Genomic DNA, 21,429 nt, shown 5'->3' with positions numbered 1-21,429 from the left:
TTTTAATAAAATGATAGATCAGAGGTTGTCTTCAGTGAAAGGCAACCTCTCTTTTTTAAATAAGACATTTATGAAATGGTATGATTTCTTCTCTAATTTTTATGACCAATCATTGGAGAAGCTCTATGCGGATAGTCGTCGTAGGGCCGTAGAACTATTGGAACTGAAAGAAGGAGATGTAGTGTTGGATTTGGCATGTGGAACAGGCGCTAATTTTTCACATCTGAAAAAGAGCTGTGCTAACATTGAAATTTATGGAGCGGATTTTTCAGAAGGAATGCTTCGTAGAGCGACCCATAATATAGAAAAGAATCAATGGGAGGGAATTCACTTATTCCAAGCAGATGCCCGTAACTTGACCAAAGATACCCTTTCTGAGTATACCGGAAAGGAGATTAAGTTTGATCAAGTGCTTTGTGTATTAGGTTTGTCTGTGATGCCTGATTGGACAACCATTATGACTAATATGTTAGACCTCTTAAAGGAAGGAGGTAAAATTGTGGTGGTAGATGTTTTTGCTGAGAAGAGAGATTTCAATACCTGGTTAGTGGAGAAAATAGCAAAAGCAGATCTAGATCGACCAATCAGCGAGGAGTTAAAAAGCAAGGTAAACAACTTTCATATGGAGTACCTTCCCGTGAAGGAAAGTAAGGTAGGGGGAAAGCTGTTCGTGGCAGCAGGTACAAAGTAATGAGGTTGAATCGTTGAATCGTTGAAATTCACCTTCGGTGAGTTGATTCGAGTTGATTTGTTGTTTGAATGTTAATATATACTTCAGTCAACAGTTCAACTCGAATGAACGATTCAACAAGCAGCGTAAGCTGCCTCAACGATTCAACCTAGTTTAAAGAAAATAGGAATAATTCTTCTTGACTTCACGGCCCTTCCTCTTACCCTTCCCGGGTTCCATTGAGGGGACTTTCGAATAACTCTAGCAGCTTCTTCATCACAGCCAGCCCCAATACCTCTAAGGACTTTTACATCTGTGATATTACCTTGTCGATCCACCACGAAAGAAACAAACACTTTTCCTTCTACGCCCATTCTTCGAGCCTGATTCGGGTATTTCATATTTCTGGCAACCCATTGATAGAACTTTCCTAGCCCTTGTCTGGGACTAGCTTCCACTTCTACAAAGTCGACAATATCATCCTCAACGATTTCTTCAGCAGGTTCTTCAAAAATCTCTTCTACCGCCTCATCGGGATCCAGTTCAGGCATTTCAAATTCAATATCTTCAAGCTCTGTCTCATCATCTACCTCCTGAATTCTTGGTGAAGTCACAGGCTGAGGCTTAGGTTTGATAATCTCAAATAAAGGAGCTTTATCAAAAAGTTCTTCATTTTCTGATTGTCGCATCATTTGAGCGGAACGTTCCGGCTTATCATAGGTTTTCCATTCAAAGGCCATTAGAACAAAGCCAAGGCTTCCCGCCAATCCAACCATTTTAAAAAAGGGCGTCCATTCGTGTATCCAATTCGTGTTTTTCATAGTTTATCATTTTGCATAATAAATTGAATCATGAGAAAAGTGCTCCCAACCTAAGCTGGAAGCCCATTTCACATCACAAAAAGAGGCCTCAAATTGTAATGGTAAACGATCACTGTTGCCCTTATAATACAGGAGATGGAGGAGGTTACAGGCGTGAGAGCGTTTTTTTTGAAATTCGTGAAATAGAATACCTTCAATTCCCTATATTCTAGTATAATTAAGAGCTTGTTTGAATCAGTTGCAAACAAGCTCTGATATAGAAATAATCCGCAGGGATAACCTGAAGGTCTATCGTACTAACAGAAAGAACCCATTATTAATGAAAGCGACGTTAAACGTAATGCTCTTGTTGTTGCTAGTTTCTCCACTGCTGGCACAACAATTCAATACCCAAAGACCCAATCCAGAAGAGCCGACAAGAGTGGAAGTGGGACTTGTAATCTCCGATATTGATGATATAGATGATGCCGAGCAGAGCTTTGTGGCTAATTTTTATTTTCAGGCAAGATGGCATGACCCTCGCTTGGAGCATAAAGGGTTGGGGAGTATGAGAGTCTCCTTGGATAGTATCTGGCATCCTTCTTTTCAGATGCTGAATCAGCAGAAGGTATGGGCCACTTTGCCTAGGGTGGCTTTGGTGGAAAATGATGGAACGGTAATTCTTAGAGCTAGAGTGTGGGGGAATTTTTCACAACCGCTACACCTGGAAGACTTTCCATTAGATACCCAAGAGTTTATGATCACAATTGTCGCCTTAGGAAATAAAAAGGATGATTTGTTTTTTCAGGTAGACTCCTTATCCGGTGTGACCCGAACTCCTTCAGTGGCCGGATGGAAGATTGTATCGGATACCGTAGATACAGAAAGTGTTCATGTGACAGAGGCTATTACTACTCAGGCTACCTTAAATATTAGGTTTAAAGCGGAGCGAGAGACAGGCTATTATATTTACAATGTCATCTTACCCTTGATGATTATTGTGATGATGTCATGGATAGCCTTTTGGCTTCCGGTCTCAGAACTAGGAACTCGCGTAGGGATCGCTATCACTTCCATGTTGACAGTGATGGCTTATCGTTTTATGATTCACAATGATTTGCCTACGATTTCTTATCTGACACGTATGGATGTTTTGGTGATGGAGTCTACGGTCATTGTCTTTTTTACACTGGTAGAAGATCTGATTGCCAATCTGGTTGGAAGACGGAAGGGAGAAGAGAAGGGCAAAAAAGTTGATTCAGTAGCGAAATGGCTTTTTCCTGTATTGTTGGGTTTGAGTTTAGCTCGCTGGTTTTTAAGCTAAGCAAAAGTGTTGAATCGTTGAATTTCACCTTTGGTGACCATTACATGGCGTGTGAATTGAGCTTCGCGCGTTGATTTGAGTTGATATGTTGTTTGAATGTTAGTGTATAATGTATATCAATCAACAATTCAACTCGAATCAACGAGCGAAGCTCAATTCAACAATTCAACGATTCAACAGAAGTAGTTTATTGTGTACGTCCTGCCAATAGGTACAGTACAGCCATTCTTACCGCCACACCATTTTCTACCTGATCCAGAATAATGGCATTGTCGGCATCGGCTACATCAGAGGTTAATTCAACTCCTCTATTGATTGGCCCTGGGTGCATGATGGTAATCTCTTTGTCCAGACTTTCCAACAATTGCTTGTTGACACCATAGTACATCGCATACTCTCGGGTAGATGGGAAGTTTTTGGTTTGCTGTCTTTCCATCTGTATACGGAGTACGTTGGCGATATCACACCATTGCAAGGCTTTTTTGATGTCTAGTTCTACCTTAACACCTAACTCACGAATATATCTTGGTATAAGTGTATTGGGACCACAAACCATTACCTCAGCACCTAGTTTTTGCAAAGCAAAGATATTTGAAAGGGCTACTCTGGAGTGTAGGATATCTCCGACAATCACGACTTTCTTTCCGGCAACATCACCGTGCTTTTCACGAATAGAATAGGAATCTAAAAGTGCTTGTGTTGGGTGCTCATGGGTGCCATCACCAGCATTAACGATATTAGCGTCGATATGTCTTGAAAGAAAGTGAGGTGCTCCAGGACTAGAGTGTCTCATGACGATCATATCTACTTTCATAGAAAGGATATTATTGACCGTATCCAATAGTGTTTCTCCTTTTTTTACAGAGCTAGAGGCAGAAGAAAAGTTGATGACATCTGCCGAAAGACGTTTCTCTGCCAGTTCAAAAGAGAGGCGTGTACGGGTAGAGTTCTCAAAGAAGACATTGGCAATGGTGATATCTCGAAGAGAAGGAACCTTCTTGATCGGGCGATTAATAACGTCCTTAAAATTATCGGCAGTTTCAAAGATCAGGTGCAAGTCCTCCGGAGTAAGATCTTTGATGCCCAATAGATGTTTTGTGCTTAGCATATTGATAGTGAATCTTGACAAATGATTATCATACGAGGTTGACTATTGGTTGACTAACCAAATATTATCTTCTTCAAAACCCTGTTCAGTCCACTCTACGATTACACGCTGTGACTGTATAGAGTTGACCGTTTTTCCAACATAAGAAGCTTCGATGGGAAGATCGCGGCTATATCGTCTATCGACTAATGTAAGAAGTTCTACTTTAGAGGGACGTCCAAAGGCAAGCATGGCATCCATGGCTGCACGGATAGAACGACCCGTATAAAGAACGTCATCTACTAGAATAACATTGCGGTCTTCGATAATGAAAGGGATTTCCGTCTTGTTGGGAGCCAAGGGAGCATCTCTTCGCCTAAAATCATCTCGATGAAAAGTAATGTCTAGTTTTCCCAGAGAGACGTCAATTCCGGAAAGTTCTTTGATACGTTTTTGTATACGCTCGGCGAGGAAAACGCCACTTTTTTGAATCCCCATTAAAACAGAGTGCTGAAAATCACCGTGGTCTTCGATGATTTGCTGGCTCAATCGGCTAATGGTGATATCCAGATTTTTGCTACTAAGGATGTGTAGTTTTGCCATTGGGAATTGAAGGTAAGGGGCAATCTGCAGATCGCCGGATGTATTTATTTACGAACAATTGAATAAAGCATTTGCACATGTTAGTGTGCGTGACAACTTGTAACACCTAAGTATACAAGCCGTGTAGTTGTTGTAACTCTTCCAGTGTTTCACAAAACTGAAACAACTGATGCACACCCTCCTTTGGTAATTGCTTAATTTCCTCAAAAGAAAGAAACGTTACCTGTTCAATGATTTGCTGCCCGGGAGCCATTTCTGGATCTGTGCCCGTCAGTAGTTGCGCCTCTTTCAGACAAGTGACTTCAAAGAACAGTTCGATACCGTGTAAAGGGGGCTTCAAAAACTCATGTACAAACATAAAACGTTGTACAGTTATATCCAATCCTGTTTCTTCTTTATATTCTCGAATAAGCGCTTCTTTGGTGGTTTCTCCAAAGTTAACCCCTCCTCCGGGAGGAGCCCAAAAATACCCCAAAGTGCTAGGGTATCGGTGTTTGACCATCAAGACTTTTTCATCTTGAATCAGAATTCCACAACTTCGGACTCTTAAGCGTTCTCCAAATGTTTTGTTGATTTCGTCCATATTATGACTACCAAGGTATACACCCTAAAAAAGGCAGAAGGAAAAGCCTTCTGCCTGTAAAATATTTTATCTATACATTTATAGTAGTTGAGATGGAACTCATCACTATAATAAAGAGAGGTCAAGGTCAGTTTGGGAGTTATTAATCGCAATGACCTTATGGACTTCAGGTACTGCATTAATGACAGCCTGTTCGACTCCCGCCTTTAACGTCATGGCCGACATAGGACATGATTCACAAGATCCTAGAAACTCAATGATGGCGACACCCTCTTGGGTAACCTCCAATACTTTGGCATTACCTCCATCAGCTTCTAAGTAAGGGCGGATCGTGTTGATTGCCTCTTCTACTTTTTGGATCAATTCCGTATTTGTTGAGTTATTGTCTCCCATAGTTATTGAAAATAGGTAAAATAGCACAGGGCATCGCCCTGTGTATTGATAGGATTTATTCCCAAGTTTTTATTTCTACTCTATCGGTTTTACCCGCATTGGCATTGCGAACAGCTACAGTTCTAGCCAATTGTTGAGCAATGTCCTTGAAGGCATCTCCCATAATGTTGCCCTCTTCCAATGTTACTGGAACACCAGAGTCGCCTCCTTCTCGGATTCCTTGAACAATAGGAACTTCTCCAAGGAAAGGAACTTCGTAACGGCGAGCCATAAGTTTACCGCCATCTTTACCAAAGATATAGTATTTGTTCTCTGGTAATTCTTCTGGAGTGAAGTAGGCCATATTTTCAACAATACCTAAAATAGGTACGTTCACCTGCTTAGAGGTAAACATATTCATTCCTTTAAGAGCATCGGCTAAAGCTACCTTTTGAGGAGTTGTAACGACTACAGCTCCAGTTACCGAAGCATTTTGTACCAATGAAAGGTGAATATCACCTGTCCCTGGAGGTAAGTCGATAAGCAAATAGTCTAGTTCTCCCCAATCAGTATCTACAATAAACTGTCTCAGTGCAGAACTTGCCATTGGTCCTCTCCATACCACTGCATTGTCTGGAGGAGTTAGAAAACCAATAGAAAGAAGCTTAATGCCATATTTCTCAATAGGAATAATCGTATTTTTTCCATTGATCACTTTGACACCTGGCTGATCGTTTTCACAGTTAAACATCGTTGGGATAGAGGGACCATAAATGTCCGCATCAATAATCCCTACCTTTGCTCCTGTTTCAGAAAGGGCTAGTGCCAAGTTGGTTGTTACGGTAGATTTTCCTACACCTCCTTTACCCGATGAAATAGCAATCACGTTCTTAACACCGGATAATACGGGGCCATTAGGCATGATAGACGTCACATCGGCTGTCATATTGATAGAAAGCTCCAGGGTAGCATCCACTTGTTGATGGATAGCTTCCTCACAGGATTTTCGAATCACCTCTTTCAAAGGACAAGCAGGGGTGGTCAACACTACCGTGAAGCTCACTTTTTTCCCTTCTATATGGATATCCTTGACCATGTTCAAGGTGATCAAATCTTTTTTCAGATCCGGATCGTCTACGGTAGATAGTGCTTTGACTATATCTTTCTCACTTATCGCCATTTTACTGCTGTTGTCTGATAGTCTATTTCTATTTGACTAAGTCTTAATTGTACGTTCTTTATAATAGGTTGGGAGTCCCCAACCACATACTTAACTCAAAAAACGTCAGGAAGTTTACTAATTGACTGCAAAGATAAGGATATAACTATTAATTAGATAAGGAAATACTTGAATAATTATATAAACTATGTATTGTTCCCTCTTGAAATAGAGATAGCTAGCTTAATTAAATGGGTGAGAAGATTATTTTGAGTAATAAAAAATGGTGAAGTTGCTGAAACAGAAAAATAAATGGACTTACCTAATAATCTAAGTTGTTTTTAGAAGAAGTAATGTTATTTATAATAATATACAGATGTATTGATACACAATGTTTTTACAGATGTGATCATTCTATGGTGTGAGAGGTGTATTTTGAAATATTTGTATATAAATTATCTTATTAACAGAAAATATTTAACTATTTAAAGATAATTGCCAAAAATCTACTATCTTTATCATCCACCAAGATGAAAGAAAGGATCATCTCGTTTTATGCCCTATTGATTCTGTTTTATGTTAATAGGATTAAATATTTAGATGAAGTCGAACGATGCAACCTTTATTTTGGTTTTATATGTACAGAAGCAAGAAATGGACGTGATTAAGTCACGTTAAACAATATAAAAGGTTATTCTCATTTTTTAATTGGTTTTAGTTTTTAGCTAAATTGTTAAAGGCCTGAGACATTGTCTCTGGCCTTTTTCTCGTTTTAGAGCTTGTTTGGAATATGTCTTTAGATAGAAAATTCCTCTAATCACTGTTCCAATGGATTCAAGTTTTACTACGTATGTCGGCCAATAGTACCACTAAACACTTAGACACAAAGGAAGTTATGAATTGGGAGGCATGGGATATAACTTTCAACTTATCATTCCTCATTAAAAATCATCCATTCAATACTCAACGGGTGCTCTACCCCAAAAAGCGTATAGTCTTTCTTCAGGTCAAAGGTTGTATTGTTGTGAGGACGAAGGTTGATGACCACATCGTGAAGGCACCATTGAGCATTTTTATCACACCCACTATCCACGTTTAAGGTAATGTGTTCAAAAGAGTCTGGAAACTGCTTTTCAAAGGCGATCATGCTTTCATGGTTGGCCGAATAGGATTGGGTAATGCTATCGTAAACCGAAACGCTTATTCCCTTTTTCAATAAGCGATTCATCGCAGTGGTATAGGCAGTGTCTTTCTTTCCAATCCCTCCATCCAAATTATAATAGGTGATTTTATGTGTCAATTTTTGATGAAGGGCAGGAGTGTCCAGAATTTGTTGAAAGAAAACGTGGGCAGGGAATGACCCACTGGAATGTGCTACGACTGTGATGTTTTGGTAATGGTGTTGAGATAAGATTTCGATTGCCTTCTTGGTATTTAACTCTTTGCCCTCATAAAAGACTTCTTTCGGACCTTTAAAAATGAGGATGTGATCAAATGTGTCATGGATAGGTTGTTCTTGAGAAAGAGCGTAAGCCCATTGCTCAGCCCAATGCAGTTGCACAGAGTATCCAGGGAAGAGAATAAGAAGATTTTGAGGTTTTTCGGATTGTACTATTTGGCTGCAAGTAGGATCAATCGCGGTTGCTTGAGGTTGTTGCGCCTGAACGGAAAGGGAAAAGATGCTCCAAAGTATGGATGCCAATAGAAGTCTGTAGTAGGTTGGATTCATTGTATTTTTTATGGTTAGTGTAGCGTATAAAAGTGTCCTTGACTATAAGAGTACGATCGTAATAATTTTGTAATCTTTCATGTAAGGTCTACGTAAGTTTAGCATATGTAAGATACAGGGTCTCTTTTATCTTGTAACAGTTAAACCCCAAAAAAAACTGTTTCATGAGATATGCTTTTATACTGTTGTTGTTTTTCTTACCCTTATTAAATACGTATGCCCAGGAGTTAAATAGAAGGGAGCCTGTGCGTTATGAAAAGGGCTTTACGGTGCCTGAGTTGAAGGATCTAATGGAGTTTCAGGTCTCGGAAGGAGATACAGTTTATATTCGTTTCAAGGGCGATTTCAGGATACGTTATGATGACATTACAGCGGTACAGAGCCGTGGTCGATTACGTTATCGGGCAAGGTTTGGTTTCTTTGTAGACCTGCCTTCCAATTTTAAGGTAGGGATGAAGTTGATTTCTTCCGATGCACAGGGAACGAGTGGAGGAGACCCCATTTCTGGTAATACCAGTTTTGAAAATAATGGTACCAAGAAGTTTGTCTTCTTTGATTGGGCGTATGCTTCATGGGAGACCAATATCGGAGAGCGTATCAAGACGAATATTTCTTTTGGAAAGTTTAGTAACCCATTTCAGTACTCTGATGTAGTATTTGATAATGACTATACCCCTGAAGGAATTACGAATAACTGGATTGTAAACTTTAGAGAAGGGAGCAATTTTATTGTCCATGCAGCCTATTTTCAGATTGATGAGAATAGCAATACACATCGAGACCCATTTATGGGAGGGGTGCAAGCTGGAATTGATTTCAGCCGGCCTAGTAAATATCATTTTTTTGGAGGAGTAGGGTATATGCAGGTGGTACACGCCCAGGAACTGACCAATGATGCGGTACCCAATAAGAACGTGGGGAATACTCGTACAGAGGATGGGGTACTGGTTCACTCGTTTCGCAACCTTATGTTTCAGATAGAGGCGACCAAGTATTTAGGTGCCTGGAGAAAGTTTAGTGATTTTCCTGTGGAGGTGGGGGGAGAACTGCTCTTGAATACTGCGATAGAAAATAATAATCTAGGTTGGAGTGGGTTTGTCACTTTGGGTAAAGCAGATAAAAAAGGGCGATGGGAAATCGTCTATCGCTACAAGTACCTGGAAAGAGATTCCTGGTATGAGGAGTTTGTCGACTCTGATTATGGGGCAGAATATGAGGAAGCATTGATAGGGTCAGGGCAAGGGAGTGGATATCGTCCGGGTACAAATATGAAGGGAAGTAGAATCTCTACACGTTACTCTATCACCAATAATATTAATATGGGCTTGATTGTCTATTTTGGACGTTTGATTTTGCCACAAGGAGAGCGAGATACCATGGTGAGACGTTGGCAGTATAACATAGAGTTTAAGTTTTAGCCTGCTTGTTGAATCGTTGAATCCATTACATGGCGTCTCGAATTGAGCTTCGCTCGTTGATTCGAGTTGAATCGTTGATTGAGGTTTATATTGATATTCATACAACATATCAACTCGAATCAAGACGCCATGTAATGGATTCAACGATTCAACAATAGTGTGTTGATTGTATCTACAAATCTCTCCACTTCTTCTTCAGTACTATCAAAAGAAAGCATCAGTCTGGCTTCATTGGTTTCCTCGTTCCAAATATAGAATGGAAATACTTCCTGAAGTGCAGGGGTAATTTCTCTTGGTAAGATAGCAAATACACCATTAGCCTCTACTTTCTGAGTGATGCTCACTGCTGGAACTTCCCTTAGTCTATTGGCCAGTAGTTGAGCCATTTGATTGGCATGAGCAGCATTCTTTTTCCATAGGTCATTTTTAAAGTATGCGACAAACTGGGCACCCACATAGCGCATCTTGGAGAGTAGTTGCATACTTTGCTTACGAATAAACCCGAAGTTCTCAGCTAAGGCAGGGTTTAGGAATATAATGGCTTCTCCCATCATCATACCATTTTTTGTTCCCCCAAAAGATACCACATCAACTCCTGTATCGACCAGCATTTCTTTGAAGGAAACTCCTAGGGATACTGCGGCATTGGCAATTCGGGCTCCGTCGACATGTAAGTATAGTCCGTTTTCGTGAGCAAAATTAGCAAGCGTACGAATTTCTTCCTGTGTATAAAGTGTGCCTATTTCCGTCGATTGAGTGATCGTAATAACTCTGGCAACAGCCTGATGTACTCCTCTTCCTCCTAGTAAAGGCTTGATATGCTCTATGGTGAGTTTTCCATCTTCGGTGTAGACATCCTTGATCTTAAAGCCTCCTAATTTCTCGGGAGCAGAGCATTCGTCTGTATTCAAGTGGGCCATATGAGAGCTAATAACGGCCTCATACGGTCTACAAATAGCTTGCAGAGCGGTTACATTAGCTCCTGTGCCGTTCATCACAAAAAATACCTCAGCATTTTCTCCAAAGTGCTCTTTAAAAATAGAAATGGCTTGCTGTGTAAAAACATCTGCTCCGTATGAAGGTTGATGATGCTCATTAGCCTGCTGTATAGCTAGCATAATCTCCGGTGAGCAACCAGAGTAGTTATCACTTGCGAATCCTTTCATGATTTGATGGTTTGTTTGTTACAGCAAAGATAGGAAATTACTCAGAAGTTGAGTAAGCAGCTTCGCTGCTTGTTGAGTCCATTATATGGCGTAGGCTTTGCTCTGTTGAGTTTCAACCTTAACTACTTATGATAAGTTCAAAAAAGCACTCTATATTCCCATCGTTATAGCGTTTCTCTTATCTTTTTTGGGAGTCCCTTGATGACCAGATCGTAGGATTCTTTAATCCATTCTTTCAGTTGCTGATCAGAGATACTTCCATCGATCAAGACCGTATTCCAATGCTTTTTATTCATATGGTATCCGGGTAGCACTGCGGTATACTTTTCCCTTAGCTCTATGGCTTTTTCAGGATCACATTTAAGGTTGATAGATTCAAAAGTATCCATATTGGTAAGTGCAAACATTTTTCCCATCACCTTAAAGACAAGGGTTACTTCATCAAAAGGGGTATGTTCCGTTGTACCGGGAAAAGAAAGGCAATAGTCTCTGTAGCTAATAATATCCATAATGTTTATTAAGAAGTGTAAAAATGTAGCAGTGTAAAGTTTCAAACTTTACACTGCTACACTAATTTAATCATTGCTCTACCAAAAAGAATTAAGGCGAAGCCCACATAGCCCCGGGCACCGCCCGGGGCAAAAAAATATATTATTGACAGTTTTGCTCGATAAGCTCTAGTTGAGAGGGATCAAACCCATTGTCTTCAGCAATCTGTTTCAATTGTTGTATTGTATTTTCCGGAAGAGAAGGTGTTCTACTCAATATCCAAAGGTAATCTCTATCAGGAGAACCCACTAAGGAATATTGGTAGGTATCACCCAGTTCAATTACATAATAGTCTCCGGCAAAAGGCCAGAAGAAACTAACCTTAAGTTGACCAGGGTAAGTGGCGTCCGGTATCCATGCGCTTCCTTTGGATTGCTCTATTTTACTAGGGTTATCGATCTTGACTCCTTGGTTAAGGACCTCAATCTTTCCGTTTTCTTTGAGGGTATAGGTAGCGGTCACACATTTTAGACCTTTCTCGAATCGATTAGGAAAGCGGGCGATCTCGTACCATTTTCCAGTATATTTTTCAATATCTAGCGTACCGACAGTCTTAAGTGGTTGAGCGTCTTTACAGGCTGTTAGAACAAGACTTCCGAGCGCAATCAGGAGTATAGTTTTGATATAGTTTTTCATCATTGTTAAGGTATAAAGTAAAAGGTATAAGGTAAAAAAATCTAAGAATAATTATGGCGCACCCAACACCCTTATTAACTTACCTTTTACCTTTTATTTATTTTCAAACTTCGCCAAAGGAGCCATACGAGCTTTGTTCAATGTAAGGACTCCATCTTTGATGGTATAATTATCTGTAGTTTGGAGTACCTTAAGAAAAGCGTCTTCAACTTCCATATTTAAACAAGCACGTTGTGTTGATATCAACTGCGTTAACTGTATACGCTCTCCTTCAGAAATGGAGTAACTGCCGTTGAAACTATTACAACCAGAATTACCATAAACCTTACCTTCAGGTGTAAACGTAATAAACACTTCAGGGGCTGAAGGGTTGGTAGAAATCTTTTGTCCTCTCAGCTCAGTAAGTATCCATTTTGTTTCATGGAGTGGATTGCTACTTTGACTTTCTTCCATATCGGCTTGTTCAGTATTCGTGATGTCGTTTTTACTTTCCTGGTTTACTTGTTTCTGAGATTTACAAGCCAAAAGACTTAGGCAAAGAAATCCTGTGAATAAAACTGCTTTTACGTTGGTCATGATTATTGTGGTTGTTTGATTTTAAAGATACCTTAATTTTTCATCTACTAATATGACACTCGTTAGAGATAAAAAGACAATAAGCAGCGGGAGTGAGTAATGCTATAGAATGGCTTTTTTGTCTGATTTAGATTATTTGAAGAGAAGATACTTTTTAGGAGAAGATTACCTTACATGTTGTTTGTGAGTGGGTTATAACTATCGTTTGCTATGGGTTGTTTTGTTTGGATATATTAACACTATAGGCGGTTTTATAAAGAACCCTTTAAGGCAAAGCCGCATATTCATTATTCACCTTACTTAACACCATGAAAACAATCTATAAGTCAAAATTCTCGGAACACTTGTATGATGATGCTACTGCTACGATTTACTCTGATTGGTTCAAGGAAACAGAGTCAATGAATGAGGAAGACTTTAGGACAGAGATGCAGGAGTGGGTCAATGCTTTTGAGGCATGTAAACCGAAGTATCTTTTTGACCGCTGTGTAGACTTTAGCTATCCGATTAGCCCGGAGGAGCAAGTTTGGATGGCAAAATTGCTGAATCCGGCCTGGGTAGCATTGGGATTACAGAAGTATGCGCATATTGTGCCGGAGGAATTATTTTCGGAGGTATCTGTAGAACAGACTTTTGAGGAGTTCTTTAATATGAAGCTGCCCAACCAATACCCTATTGTAAACTTCTCTAATAAGGAGGAGGCGTTGGAGTGGTTATATGATTGAAATACGGTTTAAGACCTTGATGAAAAAATAGCCCAGTGAAATATTCGCTGGGCTATCCTGAGTCCTACAAAATTAACATCTCTTTTATATTAGTCTGTTCTCCTTTTAGCTCCACAGAGTATACCCCCGGAGGGTAAGCACTTAAGTCTATGATGTGTGCATCATATGCTTTATAGAGCTTTACTTCCTGTAATCGATTTCCATCTTGATCCAATAATGATACGATGAGCTCCTCTTTAGTTTCTTGATCATAATGGATCTTTATTTTTTTGTCCTTTAGCTCAAACGGACAGAAGTGCCCATTTCTCTGAACGCAGCTTTCTTTAAGGTGACCGTAGCCGTTATGGCAAACATAAATTCCCTTGTATATCGTATAGTTAGGCCATTGAATAATAATGCGATACTCACCAGCTGTCATTCCGATAAAATGTAGATCCATGTTGATGGATTTTTGTCGATGAATGACCCTTTCTAGAAAAACCTCTTTTTGTGCATTAATGATTTGAAAGGAAATTCTCTCCTCTGTTGGGTTATCAATCATCACATTGATGGCTGTGCCTTCTTGGATGAGCTCTATTTGGTATTTGGGATGTGCGTTTCCTAAAGTGTAAGAAGTGCAAATCATAATACCGGTGTAAAACAATGAAAGGATAATTTGTTTCATGATTAATAAGCGAATGAAAATAGTTGAGTGATTCTTTTAGAATAACTCTGTAGTATGAATTGAATATAGTTTGAATAGTGTATGTATCAGATTAACAGATACTTTCTTTTGGGGGCGCAAAGAATGGAAATATTGAGATAGGAAGCAATATGGAGATGGAAGGCACAATGGAAGAACGTGATATGTTAACAATCGGTAAACAGATCATCTAGCCAAATATTAAATACGAGTGCAATGTGTTATTGAAATTTAATAAAAAGTGCTTGAGGATGAGGGCGTTTATCTGTGAAGTGTTGAGTTTATTCATAGTTGCCTTTATTAACAATTAATTAACTATTAATACATATTAAATTAACAATTAGTTAACATTAAGAGGTGTTTCTAAAAAATAAAAGAGGTTTTCAGAAAAAAGGGGGGATGAATCAAAAGGTTTAGCTGTATACTAAATAAATGGTAATACAGAATCTTGTGACGTTATATGATATCTATAGGCTTTTCGTATTCAACTTCATAAGTGAAGTAAGGAAAATGCTTTATTGTAAAAATTTATATAAAAATAATTTTAGTGTCTTTTGTACGCTTATGTGAGGAGTTTGGAATCATTTATTGAAAAAAAGTGATGTTTTTTAAGCGTATACTTAATTTTTAAATAATCTTTAATTTGATATATAAATACCTGTTTTTCAATTATTTATATTTATTTTATTTAAGCGATATACGTTAATCAACGGTTTTTTTTAACACTTTTTTTTTAGGTAGGTACTCGTTTATATTGCTTTCAGCTAATACGTAGAAGCAACATTTTTAAAGGGTCGGCGCCGATTTTTTGAATGTATTATTTGACTGATGGCAACATCGTACTAATGACTAAAAACATGAGGCTTAAAAATTCTACACAGTTACTGTTAACCCTCTTGATGGTTTTTAGCTCTTTCTCCTTGTGGGGACAGGAGCGAATGATCTCAGGAACGGTTAAGGAAGCAGACTCCTCGATGGGACTTCCAGGAGTTAACATCTTAATCGAAGGAACCACAAATGGTACCGTTACAGATCTTGATGGACAATTTAATTTAAATGTACCGGAAGGAGGAAAGATTGTAATATCCTATATAGGATATGTTTCCCAAACGATTTCAGTAGACGGACGCACAAATTTTGACATTGTATTACAATCAGACACAGAAACCCTGGAGGAAATTGTCGTAGTGGGATACGGTGTGCAGAAGAAAGCGGTAGTTACTGGAGCAATTGCTTCCGTAAAAACAGAAGAAATTACACAAACTCCTATTGCTAATGCTTCTCAGGCATTACAAGGGCGTACACCAGGGGTGACTGTTACCGCCGTTTCTGGTCAGCCAGGGGCAGGGGTTGATATCCGTGTGCGTGGTACAGGTTCTAACGGAAGTAACGCTCCTCTTTACGTAGTAGATGGAGTACAGATGGACAATATCAACTTTTTGAACCCTAATGATATTGAATCAATCGAAGTATTGAAAGATGCGGCTTCTGCAGCGATTTACGGTTCCAGAGGTGCCAATGGCGTAGTACTGGTAACGACCAAAAAAGGTAAGGAAGGTAGAATGATCGTAACTTACGATGCTTATTATGGTACGCAACAGGCTTGGAGAAAGACTCCGGTAATGAATGCAAGAGAGTACATGTTGTTCCACAACGAAGGAGCGTTGAACGCTGGTGGTGCTGCAATTTATGGTACAGAAGCATTTGAAAATATGGGGGTAGATACAGACTGGCAAGGAGAGATTCTAGGGAATGCTCCTATTCAGAATCATTCCGTACAACTTTCAGGAGGTAATGAGACATCTCAGTACCTGGCGAGTGCAGGGTATTTTGGTCAGCAAGGTATCGTAGCGCCAGACAAGTCAAACTTTGAGCGTTATTCTGCACGTTTCAATTCTCAGCATAAAGTTTCTGACTATGTGACTTTTGGGTCTAACTTGACGTATGTACGTGAGATGAGAAAAGGAATTAGCGAGCAAAACCAATTTGGTGGTGTATTGCAGAGTGCTTTGGTACACGATCCTTTGACGGCTGCTTACGTAACAGATTCTGCATTGATAGCTTCTTATGATGCTTACGATGTAAGACCGGCAAATGACAACGGTCAATACTTCGGGATCTCAGACAAAGGTTTGAGAGAAGTAGTGAACCCATTGGCTAGAATCCATAACACTTTTGAGGATAATACATCGAACAAATTCTTGGGTAATGCATACCTGAAAGTGCAACCGATTGAAGGTCTTACTATCAAATCAGATATAGGTGTCGATATTGGTAACTGGTTCGGAAGATCATACACGCCAGTAGCGTACTACAACGTGGTTAACTTCATACCTACTTCAGGAGTTGCTCAGTGGGAAGGTACTTACACAACTTACCAGTGGGAGAATACCATCAATTATACAAAAGCATTTGGCGATCACCAACTGGATCTATTGGCAGGTACAACACTTAGAAACTCTTTCGGTAGACAGATTAGTGGTACTCGTAACGACATGCAGTTGGAAGGATGGGATTATGCTTGGTTAGGTAATGGTGCAGATGATGATACGCAAAAAATTACAGGAAACGCATGGCAGCATAGATTATTATCTTTCTTCGGTAAAGTAGGGTATAACTACGACGAGAAATACATGTTGTCAGCAACGCTTCGTTATGACGGTTCTTCGAACTTCGGACCAAATAACAAGTTTGGTGTATTCCCTTCTGTACAGGCAGGTTGGAATATCTCAGAAGAAGAGTTCCTAAGCAACAGTGACTATGTTTCTCAACTAAAACTAAGAGCTGCTTGGGGTAAAGTAGGTAATGAGCAAATTGGTGCATTTGGATACCTGGAGCTGTTTGGACAAACGCCTACATATATCGTGGGAACAAGTCAAACGCCACAGTCGGGTTATGGAATCACAAGAATGGCAAACCCTAACTTAAGATGGGAAGCAGCGTCAGAAGTAAACCTTGGTTTGGATGCAGGATTCCTTCAGGATAAAATTACATTGAATGTTGACCTATACTCTAGAGAGCGTCAAGGTTTGTTGAGTGAGCGACCAATTCCAGGGTTCACAGGGGTAGGCAATCCTTTGGCTAACTTGGGTACAGTAAGAAACCAAGGGGTGGAAGCAGCATTGACTTATGCTAAGAAAGAAGGTGATTTCCACTATGCATTGACAGCTAACGTTGCTTACAACGATAACCAAGTGACTAAAGTAGATAACAACAGTGGTCGTGTGGTAGGACCAGGTCTATTCCTTCAGCAAGGTAATATGGTGATGGAAGAAGGTTATCCACTTCCTTACTTCTTTGGTTTCAAAACGGATGGTATTTTCCAGAATACAACAGAAGTAGAAGCTCACGTAGATGGAGAAGGTGTAATGATCCAACCTGATGCAGTACCAGGAGATATCCGTTTCGTAGATACAAACGGTGATGGTAAGATTGACCAGAATGACCGTACGTATATCGGTAAAGCAGTCCACGATTGGACATTCGGTGCTAACCTGAACATGGATTACAGAGGATTTGACTTTAGCATGTTCTGGCAAGGACAAACAGGTGGTTCTTTGGTGAACGGTACCTTGAGAGGTGATCTGAGCACAGTACAAAACTATCCTACTCGTTACCTACAGCGTTGGACAGGAGAAGGAACAACGAATGAGTTCCCTCGTTTCTCTCACAACGATACAAACCAGAACTACAGTAGAATCAATGATATGGTTCACTTGGAGGACGCTTCTTACCTTCGTTTGAAGACGGTGCAGTTGGGATATACATTGCCAAACACACTGACAAGCAAAGCAGGCGTGAGCAAGGCAAGAGTATACGTGTCGGCAAACAACTTACTTACTTTCACTGAATACTCAGGAATGGATCCTGAAGTAGGTCACGGAGGTGCAATGGGTATCGGTTTTGATAACGGTGCTTACCCTCAGGCAAGAACATTCCTAATGGGACTAAACTTATCATTCTAAACCTTAGATCATCATGAAACTTAAACATATAGCAATGGCAGGGGCTCTTTTGGCAAGCTCCATGTCAATTCAATCTTGTACTGATTTTCTGGAGATCGACCCTCTGGATGCACAAACTTCGGATTCTTTCTTTAAGACTTCCGTAGAGGCTAGACAATCTCTTTTAGGGGTTTACGAGAAGCTAAGAACAGACTTTAGAGGAACTTATATTCCAATGGCTATGACAGCAGACATCCTTTCGGATGATGCTTACACCGGCGGCGGCGGTCCTACGGATATGTTGATGTGGCAGAATATGGCACGTTTCAAGCCAGAGACGAACAACCAGGTGTTGTTGGAAACGTGGAAGAAGTGTTATATCGGTATACAGCGTGCAAATACGTTGTTGGCGAACTATGACAATATCGCTTTCAAGTCGAATGAAGAAGACTTGAAAAACAACTACAAAGGAGAAGCAATGTTCCTAAGAGGACATTACTACTTTGAGTTAGCACGTTACTTTGAGAATGTTCCATTGGTACTGGAGCCGTTACAAGGAGATGCTTGGGAAGGTGTAACACAAGCAACACCTCAGGAATTATATGCAGCGATTGCAGCAGATATGTTGGCGGCTATTGAGTTGATGGCAGAAGAAATGTCTGAAGCTGAGGCAGGGAGACTAGATAAGTATGCGGCGAAAGCAGAACTTTTGAAGGTATACATGTTCTATACGGGAGTGTATCAAACAGCTGAAACGCCTGTAGCAGGTGGTAGTGCGATCACAAAAGCCGATGCCATTGCGATGGCGGATGATGTGATCAATAACTCAGGAGCTGTACTGGAAGCAGACTATGCTGACCTATTTAATGGAAACGGAAACTATTCACAAGAGGTATTATTCGAGATTCCTTTTGCTGCAACAGGTTCTGGAGACTGGGGTGAGTGGTCTTACGGTAATATTCAGTCACAAATGGCCGGGCCTCGTGGTCACAACAGTGACTTGTTGGCTGAAGGATGGGGATTTGGTGTTCCTACGCATAGTTTGGCAGATTCTTTTGAGGATGGTGATGCAAGAAAGGCTGCTACAATTATGACGGCTAAAGATTTGATCGATGCAACGGGTAAGCAAGTAGGGGTAAGCTACACCTATACTGGTATGTTCACCAATAAGTATACGACACATAAAATCAATTACTCTGATGTGAATACACCATTGAACTGGGCGCAAAACTATCACTATATCCGTTTGGCAGATATTATGTTGATCGCAGCAGAGTTGAATCTGGATGTGGCTCCTGCAAAGGCTTTGGCATTGGTAAATGATGTGAGAAGTAGAGCAGGCTTGTTTGGACTAACAGCCGTAACATTGGATGATATCTACAAAGAGCGTAGAACAGAGTTGGCGCTGGAAGGTCACCGTTACTGGGACCTGTTGCGTAGAGGGGTAGATTATACTGCTTCTATGGTAAATGTTTCTAACTATGAGTTGAAAGCTCCTGTAGCAGCTGATGATCAGTACATCACGGACAAAGGTGAAAACTTGACGGGTGATATTGGTGATGCCGCTTCTTTTGAGGTGAACTTCAAGTCTGAAACGAGAGGGTTTATGCCAATTCCACAGGAAGAAATTGACCTGATGGGAGAGAACATAAAACAGAATGCGGGGTACTAGTGAAGTTGTTAGTATAACATCCAATTAATTAAAGAATTTTTTATGTGGAGCCTTCTTCGTTAGGCTCCACCCTAAAAGATATATCAACATGAGAACTTATTCTATATACAGTTTTGTCTTGATGTTGGCGGTTCTTTTTCAGGCGTGTACGCCAGAGAACTATGAGATAGGGCCAGCACCAAGCGCTGATCAGGTGAGCTTTGAGTTCACTCCAACAGTAGATAACCCTAATATCGTTGCATTTAAGAATACAACAGCTAATAGTATTGCATTCTGGAACTTTGGTAACGGTATGACTGCCAAAGGAAATGAGGTCACTGCAAGCTATGCTGTCAAAGGTGACTATGAGGTAACTCTAACCGTTAGTACTAAATCAGGTCAGGCAGCGAGCACACAAACAGTGTCTATTGCTGAAACCAACTATGCCATGCTAAATCGTGCAGATTATGCGATGATCTCAGGTGGAGCAGAGGCTTTGGATGGAAAAACGTGGGTGATGGATAAGATGACTAAAGGTCACTTGGGCGTAGGAGAAGCTGGATTAAATGAGCCAAACTGGTGGGCTGCTGATCCATTGGCAAAAGATGGTGAAACAATTGGTATCTACGACGATAAAATGACATTCAACCTGAATGGTTTCGCTTTCCGTTTGGAGAATAATGGAGATACTTACTCTATGAACTTGGGACAAGGCGCATTGGAAGGATTAGGTGCTACGGTAGAAAATCAAGATGATTATGACTTTAGAGCGATTATCGATTTCAACCAGGATAACTGGTCATGGGATATCGTAGAAGAAGGTGGCAAGCCATTCCTGGTACTAGGAGGTGGCGGTTTCCCAATGTACTTTACAGCAAACCCTACTGGTAAATACGAGATCCTAACCTTGACAGATGATGAGCTTTACTTGAAAGGTATTGATGGAGAAGGTAACGCACGTTATTTTGGATTCCTTCGTGAAGGATACGAGCGTCCGGTAGAACCTGAGAAGCCAAAAGAAATCAAGATCGAGGATATCTACGACAATTTCGCAGGGACATACTCTGATAACTTGATGTTTGCAGGTGATGCATCAACAGCAATTCAATTCACTACAGGGGTGAACAATTTTGATCCTAACGGCAATGCTGCAACGAATGTAGGACAGTATGTAAGAACAGATGCTGCCTCTGATGCAGGATGGTGGCAAAACGTTCAAACAGAACTACCATTTGTACTTGACCTTAGAGAAAGACATGTATTTACGATGAAAGTGTACATGTTGCCATCTAATGACCACACCACTGTTTCTACTGCGGATGAAACACCATCATGGTTAGGAGAAGTTGCGATGACACCAACCATTACTCTTCGCCTAGAGAACACTAAGCATGGAGAAGCATGGAGATCTAGAGCAGAAGCGTTACACACGTTTGGTGAGGATGAATTTGGTAAGTGGGTAGAAGTAACCTTTGATTTCTCTGAGGTGATGGTTGATCATGACTTGGATTGGGGGTATGATAAACCTGCTATTGAGGCAGATATCTACGATAAAATCATCATCCAAATTGGAGGAGAAGGTCATACAAGACCAGGTACCTTCTATATCTCTGATTTTAAATTATTATAAGATTAAACATTCTCATATAGTAAGATAGATGGTTGACAAGGGCCCACCATGGTTAGGGGTGGGCCCTCTATAAAACATCGTGAGTCATAGCTCCAATACTCTACTCTAGTGTGAGATGACTAAAT

The 21,429-nt window shown here is 40.3% G+C and carries 19 protein-coding genes; 7 read left to right on the top strand and 12 right to left on the bottom strand.

Features of this window, described 5'->3' with window-relative positions; genetic code table 11:
* Positions 1–10: 10 nt before the first annotated feature.
* On the top strand, positions 11–691 hold the full coding sequence (locus ABD985_RS18740) for a class I SAM-dependent methyltransferase (RefSeq protein ID WP_345374448.1): 681 nt from the start codon (positions 11–13) through the stop codon (positions 689–691).
* 143 nt (positions 692–834) lie between these two features.
* Here ABD985_RS18740 and ABD985_RS18735 read toward each other — a convergent pair whose 3' ends face one another.
* Entirely contained in the window at positions 835–1,491 is a 657-nt protein-coding gene (locus tag ABD985_RS18735; protein WP_345374446.1) for an energy transducer TonB, read from the bottom strand.
* 319 nt (positions 1,492–1,810) lie between these two features.
* Here ABD985_RS18735 and ABD985_RS18730 point away from each other — a divergent pair, with 319 nt between their 5' ends.
* Positions 1,811–2,794, top strand: coding sequence for a ligand-gated ion channel (locus tag ABD985_RS18730; protein WP_345374445.1), 984 nt, complete (start codon positions 1,811–1,813; stop codon positions 2,792–2,794).
* Between the two features lie 187 nt (positions 2,795–2,981).
* On the opposite strand, the gene ABD985_RS18725 is transcribed toward ABD985_RS18730, so the two are convergent.
* The 6 genes from ABD985_RS18725 to ABD985_RS18700 form a co-directional block, all read right to left on the bottom strand.
* The gene (locus ABD985_RS18725; RefSeq protein WP_345374577.1) at positions 2,982–3,908 is read right to left on the bottom strand and encodes an aspartate carbamoyltransferase catalytic subunit; all 927 of its coding nucleotides are present in this window, start codon (positions 3,906–3,908) and stop codon (positions 2,982–2,984) included.
* Positions 3,909–3,944: 36 nt separating this feature from the next.
* A complete protein-coding gene (pyrR, locus tag ABD985_RS18720; RefSeq protein WP_345374443.1) occupies positions 3,945–4,484 on the bottom strand; it encodes a bifunctional pyr operon transcriptional regulator/uracil phosphoribosyltransferase PyrR in 540 nt (179 codons plus the stop codon).
* A 106-nt stretch (positions 4,485–4,590) separates the two neighbouring features.
* Positions 4,591–5,067 carry an NUDIX domain-containing protein gene (locus tag ABD985_RS18715; protein WP_345374442.1) on the bottom strand — a complete coding sequence of 159 codons (477 nt, stop codon included), beginning with the start codon at positions 5,065–5,067 and terminating at the stop codon, positions 4,591–4,593.
* Between the two features lie 105 nt (positions 5,068–5,172).
* Complete coding sequence (locus ABD985_RS18710; protein WP_345374441.1) at positions 5,173–5,460, bottom strand: NifU family protein; 288 nt, start codon at positions 5,458–5,460, stop codon at positions 5,173–5,175.
* A gap of 55 nt (positions 5,461–5,515) precedes the next feature.
* Positions 5,516–6,619, bottom strand: a complete 1,104-nt coding sequence (locus tag ABD985_RS18705) for an Mrp/NBP35 family ATP-binding protein (protein ID WP_345374439.1) — start codon at positions 6,617–6,619, stop codon at positions 5,516–5,518.
* A gap of 910 nt (positions 6,620–7,529) precedes the next feature.
* Complete coding sequence (locus ABD985_RS18700; RefSeq protein ID WP_345374438.1) at positions 7,530–8,327, bottom strand: hypothetical protein; 798 nt, start codon at positions 8,325–8,327, stop codon at positions 7,530–7,532.
* A 164-nt stretch (positions 8,328–8,491) separates the two neighbouring features.
* Between ABD985_RS18700 and ABD985_RS18695 the strand changes: the two genes are divergently transcribed.
* The gene (locus tag ABD985_RS18695) at positions 8,492–9,745 is read left to right on the top strand and encodes a putative porin (protein ID WP_345374436.1); all 1,254 of its coding nucleotides are present in this window, start codon (positions 8,492–8,494) and stop codon (positions 9,743–9,745) included.
* A gap of 140 nt (positions 9,746–9,885) precedes the next feature.
* Here ABD985_RS18695 and ABD985_RS18690 read toward each other — a convergent pair whose 3' ends face one another.
* The 4 genes from ABD985_RS18690 to ABD985_RS18675 form a co-directional block, all read right to left on the bottom strand.
* A complete protein-coding gene (locus ABD985_RS18690) occupies positions 9,886–10,911 on the bottom strand; it encodes a threonine aldolase family protein (protein WP_345374434.1) in 1,026 nt (341 codons plus the stop codon).
* 164 nt (positions 10,912–11,075) lie between these two features.
* Positions 11,076–11,420 carry an MmcQ/YjbR family DNA-binding protein gene (locus ABD985_RS18685; protein WP_345374432.1) on the bottom strand — a complete coding sequence of 115 codons (345 nt, stop codon included), beginning with the start codon at positions 11,418–11,420 and terminating at the stop codon, positions 11,076–11,078.
* 142 nt (positions 11,421–11,562) lie between these two features.
* Positions 11,563–12,099, bottom strand: a complete 537-nt coding sequence (locus ABD985_RS18680; RefSeq protein WP_345374430.1) for a lipocalin family protein — start codon at positions 12,097–12,099, stop codon at positions 11,563–11,565.
* A gap of 90 nt (positions 12,100–12,189) precedes the next feature.
* Complete coding sequence (locus ABD985_RS18675; protein ID WP_345374428.1) at positions 12,190–12,672, bottom strand: META domain-containing protein; 483 nt, start codon at positions 12,670–12,672, stop codon at positions 12,190–12,192.
* Between the two features lie 308 nt (positions 12,673–12,980).
* On the opposite strand from ABD985_RS18675, the gene ABD985_RS18670 reads away from it, so the two are divergent.
* Positions 12,981–13,397: a hypothetical protein gene (locus tag ABD985_RS18670; protein WP_345374426.1), complete on the top strand. Its 417-nt coding sequence runs from the start codon at positions 12,981–12,983 to the stop codon at positions 13,395–13,397.
* 64 nt (positions 13,398–13,461) lie between these two features.
* Here the strand turns inward: ABD985_RS18670 and ABD985_RS18665 are convergent, their stop codons facing one another.
* Entirely contained in the window at positions 13,462–14,061 is a 600-nt protein-coding gene (locus tag ABD985_RS18665; RefSeq protein ID WP_345374424.1) for a hypothetical protein, read from the bottom strand.
* 875 nt (positions 14,062–14,936) lie between these two features.
* Here ABD985_RS18665 and ABD985_RS18660 point away from each other — a divergent pair.
* From ABD985_RS18660 to ABD985_RS18650, 3 genes are all read left to right on the top strand, one after another.
* The gene (locus ABD985_RS18660) at positions 14,937–18,044 is read left to right on the top strand and encodes a SusC/RagA family TonB-linked outer membrane protein (protein WP_345374422.1); all 3,108 of its coding nucleotides are present in this window, start codon (positions 14,937–14,939) and stop codon (positions 18,042–18,044) included.
* A 13-nt stretch (positions 18,045–18,057) separates the two neighbouring features.
* Positions 18,058–19,695 (top strand): RagB/SusD family nutrient uptake outer membrane protein, encoded by a 1,638-nt coding sequence (locus ABD985_RS18655; RefSeq protein ID WP_345374420.1) that lies wholly within the window; start codon positions 18,058–18,060, stop codon positions 19,693–19,695.
* Between the two features lie 88 nt (positions 19,696–19,783).
* Positions 19,784–21,304, top strand: a complete 1,521-nt coding sequence (locus ABD985_RS18650) for a PKD domain-containing protein (RefSeq protein WP_345374418.1) — start codon at positions 19,784–19,786, stop codon at positions 21,302–21,304.
* Positions 21,305–21,429 lie beyond the last annotated feature (125 nt).

Origin of the sequence: Algivirga pacifica (genome assembly GCF_039543525.1) — a bacterium.
GTDB lineage: Bacteria > Bacteroidota > Bacteroidia > Cytophagales > Flammeovirgaceae > Algivirga > Algivirga pacifica.
The sequence above is the reverse complement of the archived record's forward strand: the minus strand, read 5'-3'. Positions and strand labels throughout refer to the sequence as shown.